Source organism: Phocaeicola coprocola (assembly GCF_041333015.1).
GTDB lineage: Bacteria > Bacteroidota > Bacteroidia > Bacteroidales > Bacteroidaceae > Phocaeicola > Phocaeicola coprocola.
Genome location: NZ_JBGKGM010000001.1, coordinates 1,204,690 through 1,217,462, shown reverse-complemented (window position 1 = coordinate 1,217,462; position 12,773 = coordinate 1,204,690). Strand labels below are relative to the sequence as shown.

Annotated in this window: 6 protein-coding genes and 1 pseudogene; all 7 read right to left on the bottom strand. The window is 38.6% G+C overall.

The window, feature by feature from the left end; all coding sequences use genetic code 11:
- Positions 1-1,314, bottom strand: a complete 1,314-nt coding sequence (locus ACDG22_RS05055; RefSeq protein WP_370858800.1) for an RHS repeat-associated core domain-containing protein — start codon at positions 1,312-1,314, stop codon at positions 1-3.
- Positions 1,315-1,693: 379 nt separating this feature from the next.
- Entirely contained in the window at positions 1,694-2,065 is a 372-nt protein-coding gene (locus ACDG22_RS05050) for an RDD family protein (protein WP_217771246.1), read from the bottom strand.
- 469 nt (positions 2,066-2,534) lie between these two features.
- A pseudogene (locus ACDG22_RS05045) lies at positions 2,535-3,518 on the bottom strand (RHS repeat domain-containing protein); the annotation flags it as partial.
- A 155-nt stretch (positions 3,519-3,673) separates the two neighbouring features.
- Positions 3,674-4,837, bottom strand: a complete 1,164-nt coding sequence (locus tag ACDG22_RS05040; protein ID WP_007564783.1) for an IS4 family transposase — start codon at positions 4,835-4,837, stop codon at positions 3,674-3,676.
- A gap of 137 nt (positions 4,838-4,974) precedes the next feature.
- Positions 4,975-5,484 (bottom strand): fimbrial biogenesis chaperone, encoded by a 510-nt coding sequence (locus ACDG22_RS05035; RefSeq protein ID WP_270230337.1) that lies wholly within the window; start codon positions 5,482-5,484, stop codon positions 4,975-4,977.
- Complete coding sequence (locus ACDG22_RS05030; RefSeq protein ID WP_270230336.1) at positions 5,481-9,152, bottom strand: DUF6443 domain-containing protein; 3,672 nt, start codon at positions 9,150-9,152, stop codon at positions 5,481-5,483. The genes ACDG22_RS05035 and ACDG22_RS05030 overlap by 4 nt, the downstream gene beginning before the upstream one ends.
- A gap of 25 nt (positions 9,153-9,177) precedes the next feature.
- A complete protein-coding gene (locus ACDG22_RS05025) occupies positions 9,178-12,720 on the bottom strand; it encodes a hypothetical protein (protein ID WP_270230335.1) in 3,543 nt (1,180 codons plus the stop codon).
- Between the last annotated feature and the right edge of the window lie 53 nt (positions 12,721-12,773).

Genomic DNA, 12,773 nt, shown 5'->3' with positions numbered 1-12,773 from the left:
TTATTCAAAGTTTTTATAGTAGGTTTTACTTTTTGAGGTTTCTAATTTAACTCGATTATATGAATTATATTGAATTTGGTTCTCTCTTATTTTGATTTTTCCAGCTTCCCAATGTGGCTGTTCTTTATGGCTTCTGTCCAGTGTCTGTTGTTGTACTGATTTTAATTCTGTACCTCCTCCCTTTTTAGGAACTTCATAGGTATATTCTCTTCCTGAGGCATTCTTTGATTGGGATTTGGGTTGCGCACTGGTTGGAATTCCCTCTTTTCGCATGACATCTCTACGAGCAGCTCTTGAAGTCTCCTCTGTTTTTTCTATTGTCTTGCCTGCTCTGTTTGTGCTTTTTGCAACATCCGATATTTTATCTGTGGCACGAACACTATTAATAACAGCTCCTGCGCCTCCTGGAATAAATGGAACGGCAGCCGCTATAGCATCTATCACAACCCCTGCACCATCAATTGCAGCTGCACCATAACTTCCTTCACTAATATTCTTCCAAAAGCTATTTATACCAAGTGATAAACTGGCTGCATCCCATACCGTTTCCCAAATTCTTCCGTCCTTATCAATTCGATTGATTGGGTTACTTCCACAATATACATAAGAAGAGGTAAAGTAATCTTTTTCAGATAAAGGATCTGATGTGATAAACCTTCCCACAGCCGGATCATAATGCCTTGCCCCGTAATCGTACCAGTTAAGTCCCTTTTGTGTGTCAAGTTCCTTTCCGTTGTACTTGTAGGGCTGTACGTTTCCGGTGTTGGCGAACATACCTCCGAAGGGGTAGTAATGGTTCACTTCCTCCACCTTTCCATTCCGGTCTGCCACCACGCGGTTGTTTCCCTGATGGTCTTGCAGGTAATAATGATACATACCGTCGGGTAGAGATACATATCCGTATTCCGTAACCAGTCTGATGGGGTTCCCGTTTTCATAGATCAAATTCCCCGCATAGTCGGTGGTGGTCGTCTTTCCGTCTGCCCTGTGTACCGTGCGGAGCTTTCTTCCTTCAGCGTCATAGAGGTATTCGGTCGTACTTCCGTCTTCGAACTCAATGCGTTGCGGCAAATTTAGAAAATTATATTGAACATCCTCGATGTTCCGGTTCAAATCCTGAGTAAGATTTCCGTTTTCATCGTAGGTGTATTCCGTTTCCCTGTCCGCCCCGTCCTTGAACTCAAAGCCGTTGCTGTATGCAGAACTTGCCGCATTGTCGGTAACTTTCGTCAGTTGGTTTCCGTTGTAGCAGGGGGCAATTCCTTCCGTATAGTGCAGCTCCTCCTTGAAGAGCAGGCTTTCGATGGAGGTCATCTTGTCCTGGATGCATCACTGGCAGTGTTTCATAAAAAGAGAAACTGTTTCAAATTTTAATTATTCAAGAACAGTCTCTCTTTATGAGAAAGGCTATTATGCTTTATATCTCTGGATGTCCCTGTCGACACGTCCTGTAAGGGATAGCGGAAACCATTGTAATAGGAGAATATGCATTAATGGCAGTATGAGCAGATAGACATATTTGCAATGTTACTCCAATATGTGTACTAATATTCATAACATGATTTCATTTCTTCGCCGCATATTATCAAGAGAAGCACTGTATGCCGAATGGTACGTACGGTGGTGTGAGAGGTCGGAAAATGAAAGTAGGAAGAAAACTTTCATTTTCCTCCTACTCAATTATTAAATTGAATTACAACTTGATGACTTTAGTACCTACGATATAATCTCCTAACCTTCTTCCTTGAGAATGATAACACATAAATATTAAATCAAATATGCCTAATATGTAAAATAGATTGCGTAAGACGCATTTTAGTGGAGATGCTGTTTTTTTTGTTTGGCAGTCCACAATTTGCAACTTAAATATACTTTTTCCAAAACTTTTACCTTTTAGATCTTTAAAGATGAAGAGACTCCAAAAAATAATTGGTCCTATAATAGAAAAGTTAAAGTTTTCTTTTAATATTCCTATATGAGATAATATAAGCATTAGAACTATTGACATAACTGAAAAAATGATTTCATCAATGAGGAATGATAAAAAACGTTTGGTATAATCCATGTTGAAACTATTTAAATAAATCGGTAAAAAAATTATATATTTCTTTGAGGTTAATAGATACCTCAAAACCAATACCTATTGCAGCAGAACCTCCTGCAGTTATTTCTTCTTTCTTTTCTTCTTTATGATGTACTTCTTTAAAATATTTTCCTGTTGAGTCATATATAGTGGTTTTATTTGTTGTTTCTTTAAGCATAAGGAAATTCCAAGATGTTCCTTCTTCTAAGGCCGAATATTTATCATTTATTTCATATGCTTCTTGATAGGTCCCAGCTCCTCCAATTCCCAAATCTATTGATGCTCCTTTAGTTGCTCGTATTCCATCATTTCCTATTTTTACACTTCCAGCATCAGCATCTATTCCAACTTTAGCACCCCAAACTTGAAAGTTAGCACTCAATCTCCAACCAATAGAAACATTGGCTGATATTGCATTCTCTAAATGTGGATATGCATCTTTCCAATCATTTCCATCGGGATCGATATACCTCATGGGAAGATTGTTACAATATATATACGGAGAGGCATAGTAGTGTTTTTCAGCTACTGAATCTACTACTGTGAATCTTCCCAGTGCCGGATCATAATATCTTGCCCCGTAATCGTACCAGTTGAGTCCCTTCCGTGTATCAAGTTCCTTTCCGTTGTACTTGTAGGGCTGTACGTTTCCGGTGGTGGCGAACATACCTCCGAAGGGGTAGTAATGGTTCACTTCCTCCACCTTTCCGTTCCGGTCTGCCACCACGCGGTTGTTTCCCAAATGGTCCTGCAGGTAGTAGTGGTACATACCGTCGGGCAGGGATACATATCCGTATTCCGTAACCAGTCTGATGGGGTTCCCGTTTTCATAGATCAAATTCCCTGCATAGTCGGTGGTGGTCGTCTTTCCGTCTGCCCTGTGTACCGTGCGGAGCTTTCTTCCGTCGGCATCATAAAGGTATTCGGTCGTACTTCCGTCTCCGAACTCAATGCGTTGTGGCAAATTTAGGAAATTATATTGAATATCCTTGATGTTCCGGTTCAAATCCTGAGTAAGATTTCCGTTTTCATCGTAGGTATATTCCGTTTCCCTGTCCGCCCCATCCTTGAATTCAAAGCCGTTGTTGTATGCGGAACTTGCTGCATTGTCGGTAACTTTTGTCAGCTGGTTTCCGCTGTAGGTCAGTGCGAGGTTGTCCACCAGTCCGTATTCCTGTGCTCCGGTCTGTCCCATGCGTCTGATTCCGAGAATGTTTCCCGTTTTGTCGTAGGCGGTAACCTCCTCATTGAAGCGGTTAGGGTTGGATGCAAGCCGTTCCCCCTCTCCGTATTCCGCTGTTTTCATGCGGTCCAGTCCGTCGTAGGTAAACCTGTAACCTCTTGTGGTCTGTTCCTCTCCTGCCTTCCAGCTGATGCTGCTGATGTTTCCGTTGTAGCAGGGTGTTCCGGTTCCGTCTGTATAGTGCAGCTCCTCCTTGTTTTATCCAGTTAGCGATGATAAGCCTTTGTCTATAACTGTACTTCATAAAACATCCCAAAAGTTTTGTGTTTAACTTTTGGGATGCACTTCAAACTTGATATATCTTCTTGGATCATTAGTGTCCCGTTAAAATCGGGACGAATTAAATATTAATCAAACAACCCCGGGAAAAGGGGATTTAATTGCTCTTTGACATCATTGAAATTAGTCTTATTGAACAACTCTTGTAAAGGTGTTTTATCCGTTAATGAAATGCTCAAAATCTGTAGGACCTCATAGGTCGAACGGCTTAAGTGCAAATCATGTTGGATAATAGCTACCAAACAATAAGTGATAATAGCCACACTTATCTGAATACGGACTGCGTTTTCTGTGGTGCCCCAGAACCTTTTGATTTTAAGGTGCTGCTTCAACCATTTGAAGAACAGTTCTACAAGCCATCTCTTTTTATAGAGATTAGCTACATCAAGTGCAGATATATGTTTGGCATTTGTCAGGAAGGTAAATTCACGATCATCTTCTTCATCATAGAACCTGATAATCCTGAATGATTCCGGATACTTCTTTTCAGAGGTATATCCTGATAATTTCACTTCAGCATCAGATAGTATATTCTTTGGTAGTCTGCGTTTCCATTTGCAGAACTTAAATTTAAGATTCGACTTGGCTCTTACGACAAAGAAAGAGCCAGTAAGATGAATCCGATATAGTTCCTTAAACGAATCATACGCTCTATCAAAAATATAGTATGCATTTGGTTCATAATGAATTGCAGACATTGCTGTTGAGTCATGTTTTGAAGCTGTGGTTACTGTAAAAAAAGCCGGAACCTGAGCCTCAATGTCATAAAGGACATGTGCCTTGACTCCACCTTTTTTACTTCGAAATTTAGCCCAAGGAAATGTTGCCAAACATAACGGAATGGTGGTTGAATCAAAAGCGTACTTCTTTCCTTCGATATCCAGAATATGAGTAGCTCGTTTATCACTGGCTTCTTTCATCATGAAGAATGCAAAATCTTCAAAGATTCTGTAATCCCTATTTTGGTTAGCTGATGCAAGTGTGGTTTTGGCCAAGGGTTCACGACCCAATCCCAAATGATAACACTTGGCTTGATGTGCTTCCAATGCAACAATCAGGTCGCGTAGGCTCTCACGATTGCTTAGCTGTCCGAACATCATAGCAAGAAGCTGGTTCCAGCAAGTGAAATGTTTGACGTAACGATTTCCATCGTATTTGTCCACGATTCTTCTGAATTTATTGTTGTTCAAAAACTCTACCAATTGAGCGAAAACATATTTGTCTTGATTCATTTGAAGCCATTTGATTTGGTTTCAAAGGTACAATTTCAAATCGTCGCGCTTTACAAATAGAGTATAATAAGCTATATTTCAGTTATTTCAAAGAACTATTTATCCACTTTTACGGGACAGTAATGTTCTTGGATATATTATTTCTCGATTAGAAAAATACTTTGTAATTTGAAAAAATATTTTTCATCAATCTGCATGTTTAAATATTGTTCGACCTCTCTCTTTTTTATAAGAACAATTCTTTTTTGATAAAGATTTGATTTTTCGCTTGTTTGAGCAATGAAATATGAAAATTTTTTACCAACTGTAATATTTTTAATAAATGAGTATCCTATACTAATAGGTTGTTTATCTAATAAGTTCTCATACATCATTTCAATCAAACTAAAATCGCCTTTTCTTTTTTTAAAAAAATCGTGTATTAATTCAATGTTTGATTTCTTATTTATTGGAACTAATGATATCCAAGTTAAATAATCTTCGCTTGAATTATTTGTTATTTGATACTCATCTATTGTTTGAGTTTGTTCAGTGATTCCATCAAAATAGCAAAATGATATGGTGTCAATATGTATTTTATCCTGTGCATTTAAACCCATAGTAAAAAACAGAAAAATCGAAAAAAATATGTAACTTATTATTTTCATGTCCCTTGCATATTTTCAATAGTTTCTTTTTTAGAATTTATAATCATTTCCATTAAAGTTTTATTTCCCTCAATCCATTGCCCATTAATAGGTTGATGGCTTGCACCTTTATGGTTTCCACCATTCAGAATATACAATAGTGCGTGTCCATTTGCTTCGTGGCTATAATTTTCTGCTGCACCTGCTGGCGATAAATTTTTATTGATAATAACAATAATATTTCCATTTGGTGAGTTTTGTATACCATCTTTATCAGGGAAGAGGGTTTTTCCCATGAAGCCGCTTTCGCCAGTAGAAAGCCCACCCATTGTTTCTCCTTTTAAATCTTTATCAGATTCTAAATCATATTTTGGGTCAAAGGAATTATAGGGCATTGTTTCAGTTCCTAATTTCCCATCTTGTCCCATAAAAGTAAACTTATCATCAAGCACAACTTCTACAATTCTATCTGAATTAACCATTGTTTTCAGATTGTTGAAGTTTAAACTCTTTCCACCATACGAATTTAACAATGTTCGGTCAATCATTCCATCCTTATTTAATCTAACATAACTACGAGCTTCTTTGGGTAATGTGTTTTGTATCATTATTAACTCTGCAGTTCCTGCAGGTTTTACATCACACCCATTAGGGTCAATGTATTTTACAGGATTATTTGCACAATATACATACTGCGATGAATTGTAATATTTCTCCTGCATCGGATCCTGTACATGCCATCTTTCTAAAGCCGGATCATAATGCCTTGCCCCGTAATCGTACCAGTTAAGTCCCTTTTGTGTGTCAAGTTCCTTTCCGTTGTACTTGTAGGGCTGTACGTTTCCGGTGGTGGCGAACATACCTCCGAAGGGGTAGTAATGGTTCACTTCCTCCACCTTTCCATTCCGGTCTGCCACCACGCGGTTGTTTCCCTGATGGTCTTGCAGGTAATAATGATACATACCGTCGGACAGGGATACATATCCGTATCCGGTAACCAGTCTGATGGGGTTCCCGTTTTCATAGATCAAATTCCCTGCATAGTCGGTGGTGGTCGTCTTTCCGTCTGCCCTGTGTACCGTGCGGAGCTTTCTTCCTTCGGCGTCATAGAGGTATTCGGTCGTACTTCCGTTTCCGAACTCGATGCGTTGTGGCAAATTTAGGAAATTATATTGAATATCCTTGATTTTCCGGTTCAAATCCTGAGTAAGATTTCCGTTTTCATCGTAGGTGTATTCCGTTTCCCTGTCCGCCCCGTCCTTGAACTCAAAGCCGTTGCTGTATGCAGAACTTGCCGCATTGTCGGTAACTTTCGTCAGCTGGTTTCCGCTGTAGGTCAGTGCGAGGTTGTCCACCAGTCCGTATTCCTGCGCTCCGGTCTGTCCCATGCGTCTGATTCCGAGAATGTTTCCCGTTTTGTCGTAGGCGGTAACCTCCTCATTGAAGCGGTTAGGGTTGGATGCAAGCCGTTCCCCCTCTCCGTATTCCGCTGTTTTCATGCGGTCCAGTCCGTCGTAGGTAAACCTGTAACCTCTTGTGGTCTGTTCCTCTCCTGCCTTCCAGCTGATGCTGCTGATGTTTCCGTTGTAGCAGGGTGTTCCGGTTCCGTCAGTATAGTGCAGCTCCTCCTTGAAGAGCGGGCTTTCGATGGAGGTCATCCAGTTTCGGATGTTGTAGGTATAAGTAATTGACTGTTGGTTATTGTGAAATGTTCTTTTTTTCAGTTTACAGAGTTCATCATATTCGTTGGAGGAAAGAATAACCTTTTCTCCATTATTTAGACAATGGGTTACATTTATCAATCGTTCTGCATGGTCGTAATCATACTTATATTCTTCTCGTAAAGTTTCTTCAGAAATAGTATGATATATACAAAGATGGGATTGTACTTTACCAGTAAAGCTGTATTGATAATACTCGGATAAAAACGATTGTATGATATTTTCACTTTGTTTTTGAACAATACGTTCTTTTACATCATAATAGAAAGAGGATGGTAAGGACTCTCCTGAAGTAGTATATACGCATTGCCCGGTCATTAATCCTTTAGCTGACAGATCAGGGTATATACTATTGATATATTTTGAATCATATCCATTCATTTCCGTATAAGATAGTATTTCTTTCTTTTCCCGGAAAGCAGGTAAATCCAAGTAGCTGTAATCATCGTAATAATTTACTTTTTGCAGTTTCTTTACTTCGATGTTTATATCTGGCAGAGTATATCCGCATCCATCAATTCCATTTTCAGCAGTACGAATGGTGAGAAGGGATTTTTCCGGAAAATTGGGAATTGTATCTGCCTTGCAAATTCCTTTTACCGTTTCTCTTCCTAAGATATCATAAAACTGAAATGTACACTCTCCTGCTGCACGCTGGTTCCCGTCTTGTGAAAAGACCAGTCTGTCTGTGTAATCATAAGAATAATGTATGGCGCTACAGCCTGGTAATTTTTTCCAAATACAACGGTTGCGATGGTCGTAACGATACTGATAAGCATACTTGTCTAACATATCTTTTGATATTTCTCCGTATAAGGAAGGGGGGAGTACATAGCGCAAATTGCCTAAATCATCGTAAACGTAATACGTGTCGTGTGTACTTTCTTCGGAAAAATATCGTTTCAGGATTATTCTGTCTTTACAGTCTTTGAAAACACAAACTGTTTTTCCGTCTTCATCAGCTGTTAGTTCTACTCGGATTTCTCCATTGTAAAACATTCCGTCGTTGATTAATTCATTGCCGTCCACATGATAGTGTATGCAGCGGAGAGAATCTGTATCTTCATTAAAGAGATAGGAATGTGTTATACTCTTATTTTCCCATATCTCTCCAGTTGGATGCTCTTGGGTTAGCCTTCGGTAAGGAGAAGGTTCATATTCATTTTCTGTAAAAGGACGTCTATCGAAGTATTGCTTTTTCAGACTGTCCTTCAGATGAATATGATACTTTCCAGAATTGACGTTTCCTATTGTTACGGGTAAGTATTCTTTTTTAAGAAGTCCCAAACTGTCATATTCGATACCTTCAACAATATCTTGCTTGTTAGGGGAAACTTGCTGACTTACCGTCTGTATATTTCTTCCTAATCCATCGAAGTAATTAAAAGTGGTTTGTTTTATCGTCTGGTCTTCAGTTAAGAATTTTTGTACGGAAACATAGTTTATATGGAATGTATCTTCCGGTTCTGGCTCTGGTTCCGGTTCTGGCTCCGGTTCTGGCTCTGGTTCTGGTTCCGGTCCAGGGATAGAAGATAATTCAAAATCTACTGAAAATATAATGGAATCCGGTTTAGTCGCACCTGTTGGTAGAGATTTTGTTTGGGCAATAGCTTCTAATAAATACATACCGGGAGTCCATAAATAGGCTTGAAAGGAATGGTTGACAGCGTTAAAATTCGTGCAGTACTGTTGTTCTATAGGATAATTCCCCCTTTGTAGCCTGAAATAGCTTCCATGCACATTGATACTGTTACATGACCCCCCTGTGATGATTAGAGGCTCTTTGGTATAAAAAACAATACGTTTGGCCAATTCCTGTGTTTCGTAATATCCACCGGTTATTATTGGAAGTTCGTAATCATGATGAAACTGGAAACCGGCAGAGAGTGTATCAAAATTAATTTCTTGTTGTGCCTTTATATGAAGGCAAGCAATGAGGAGTGAAAGTATGCATATAATCTTTTTCATGATAATTTTGTTTTTCCTTGGTTATTTATTGTAGGGATTCATCAATGGGAAATAATTCGTCAACAGGTATTTGTAAACTTATAGACTCGCCTGTATAATCGCTGGCTTCTAATGTATAAAAAGCTTCATTTCCTTTCCGTTTTAAAGTAACCCAGTAAGCGACAGAATCATAACCTGCTTCCGGAGCTTTATGGATAGCCTCTTTCCGGTCTATGATAAGAGTAATTAAATTTAGTTTATAATCATTCTTGGCTCGTACAACTAGTTTCAAAGTAACTTGCCCATCATAAGGGGGATTCCATAGAAAACTATCTATGGTGAACTTAGATGGTCGAAGTTTGCAGAAAAAAGGTACTGTGCTCATAATCCTATCTCCATCTATTAAATCTAAGTAGATTTCTATATTTCCACTTTCATTTTCTGTGGATTTATTGTGTATTTCTATTTTATTTTCTTTTATTTCATAGGAAATCATATCGATATCTCCTTCTATTCTCCATCGGTAATCCAATGGAATATAGTTGGCTTCTACTCCGAAAGTCCGTGTTTCTCCAGGTTGTAGTGTATAGACTCCGTAAAGTCGCAACGAATTTACCCACTCTTCCAATGCTTGCCGGCGTATGTCTTCAAGTTCGTTTTCTGATTTTCCATCGTTGGCATGTTCCATATGATATGAATATGTTTCCATTGTTTTTCCATCATTGTCTTTCACTGCCGATAACCTGCAATAGCTGTCATAATAAAAATAGGTACAGCATCGTTTACTGTCAATAATAGAGGAAACTCCTGCCAAAGGACGGTAGGTATAGGTGATAACTTCGGCTTGAGGCAGCTTTATTCGTAAAGAGTCTATTTTATCTTCCATTAAAGCCTGATAGTCGGATACATATTCCGGACGTATACCTAATGCCTGACGTACTTCTTCATAACCGGCATTTTGAATTTCGGCGATTAAATCCGTACCGCCGTTTCCCCACAAGTAAATGTTTTGTGTGGTTTGATCTTGTATTGTATATATCGGATTTCCCTTTCTGTCGAATACAAGGCAGGAATATCTTAGTTCTTCCGCCCCGCATCCCTCGGCTTGATAGACATCGGTCAATACCGGTATTTGGTTATTTATTAAGGTAAACTTGTTGGAAATACTTTCTTCTGCCAGATTGTTTCTGTACTTCTTTATCGAAGAAACTAGCGAATAAACGTGTAAGTTGTATATATCTGAATTATCCTGCCATGCATAGCGATAGTCTGTATGGTAGTTTATTTCTTTTCCTTGTTCATAAACGAGTATATTTTTTGATTGAAGCTGGCGGAGCGTATTGTATAAATAGGTACACTCTTTTTGCCGTGCTACAGATCCTTTATTGGTGTATTCGGTAATAATTTCTTGAGATTTGCGAAGTGAGTAGGTAAAGATTTTATATACAGTGCCATTGGAAAGAATAAAGTATGCTCCGCGTGTATCAATTAGATTAGGAGCGCAGTAAATGGCTCGTACATAATTAGTATTCTCATTATCTTTTTCGTAGATGATTCTTTTTTTCTTAACTATATTCCCCATTGCGTCGTAAACATTTTCTTCCAGGAGTTTTCCTCTATCATTTGCTCGCGAAGAGCAAGGAGTGAATATTTCGTTATCTAAACTCATAATATATTTTTCGTCCAAATATTCAGGCGAATCTATATTGGTAAAGTGTTGTATGGTATAGCTTCCGTCGCTGTATCTTTCTACTACTTCACTATATCCTACGTGATAGCCTAACGAATTACTTCCTACAGGAGTCAGAGAAGCAGTGGAGGATGTGGCATAAAATATAGTTCCTTCACCATTGGAGGCTTGATAATCTTTGGTATCCATATAGATAGCTTTCCCGTTCAAAACCCCACTAGAGGGTAAATCTTTTTTCCCGGGAGCATATCCTGATACATATAGAAATTCTCTGGAAACAGGGCTTTGTCCGTTGTTTGGTATATCGGTTATTCTTTTAATACGAATACCTCCAGCAACACTTTCTTTTACATTCTGACATTCTTCCCATCGATTGACAGGAAGTTCCTTAGAATAATAATGAGGTTCGAATTCAAAGATAGTTTTGCCACCTGTAGGATATATTATTTCTTTTAAGCTACCGTATAAAAGAGTGTAGGGATTGGGCTCTTTACTGTTATATATATTACTTTCGTCTAATGGATGACTATTGTAAAATCCCCAATGGTCAATTTCATTACTCAGATACTCAGGAAGTTTATCCAAATCATTGTACCGGAATGTATATTTTTCTATGGGAATATCCAAAAAGTCATTCATTGAGATACTTCCTAAGGTTAAGCGTTGGGTAGGATTGTTTATATAAGTAAAATCGATGGCTTTCACAAGTTTGTTTTCTGTATCGGTAATGGTGATACGATCTAATTTTTTCCATTTTAAACGAGCGATTTGTTCTTCAAAGCTGTCTGTATATTCTTCCATTAGATGATAAAGAAGACGTCCTTGTTGCCGGGCCTGCTTGTAAGCTGAAAAATAAGTATCATAAGTGTAAGTTAGCTCTTCACTGATGGAACTATTTATACGTATCGTGCAGTCTTTAGCTTTTATCGAATTTAGATATACGGGAGCAAGCAGTTGACCGGTTGTTTGAGTTCCTCCGCTTGAACTTCCTTCATAAAATCTGAATTGTAGCAATTTCCCATTGCCTAATCCTTCGTACATCATACGATTAGCTGAAGAAGACAATTGAGCAATATAATCTCCCCGTTCGTAATTCAATTCAATGGTATCTCCATTGGGATGAATTATTTGTTTTAAATACCAAGCCATCGCTTGCCAATGTGCAACTTCCTGATTGATGAAATCCATAGAGTATTCCACAGCATCTTCTCCAAATACATATTTAATTCCGTCTTCTGTGGTAAGAGTAAAGCCAGAAAAAGCCTTACTCATCACGAAAGGGGGATTTTTTCCGAAAGAAGGCATAGGAGTGAGTCCATTCAGCTCCACAGATATTTCGTTATTGCAACGAACGACCCATTTCCCGTTACTGTCAAGCATAAAGGAACCCGAATAGGGACCGAAACAGAAAGAAAATTCATCGGGTTCAGTATCAATAAGATAAAAATTTCCTGTAATCATTCGCTCCCAAAACTCGCTGCTGTCCCAATTGGCTGGCTGAGTTATGTTATGTTCATAATAATATCCTCCTTTATAACCAGCGAAGATATCCATTCTGTCAAATTCGTCAATTTCATCATTTTTCTTTCGGGTAATTGCTCCTCCGGTTTGTAGAGACCAGCCCATACCCACCCATCCGGGATGTTCGTCCGGTTTAACTCCTCCAGAATGATAACTTAACGTGATAGGTAAAGAAAGTTTTCCGCTTTTTACAGTGTATAAGGGAATGGAAATTTGGGGAGTCCCTGTAAACAGGGATACGGGAGTGTTTCCATATCTGTTAATTTCAGCTGCATTGGGGGTTAATAAAGCAGATGGGGCGTTGGGAATTTGTGCTATCAGAGAATTGGAAAAACATATTGATAGTATAAGTATGCTTAGTTGAAATATAAGTTTCATAAGAAAATAGTTTAAATGTATATATGATTTATAGTCCCCCTGCCGATAATAGG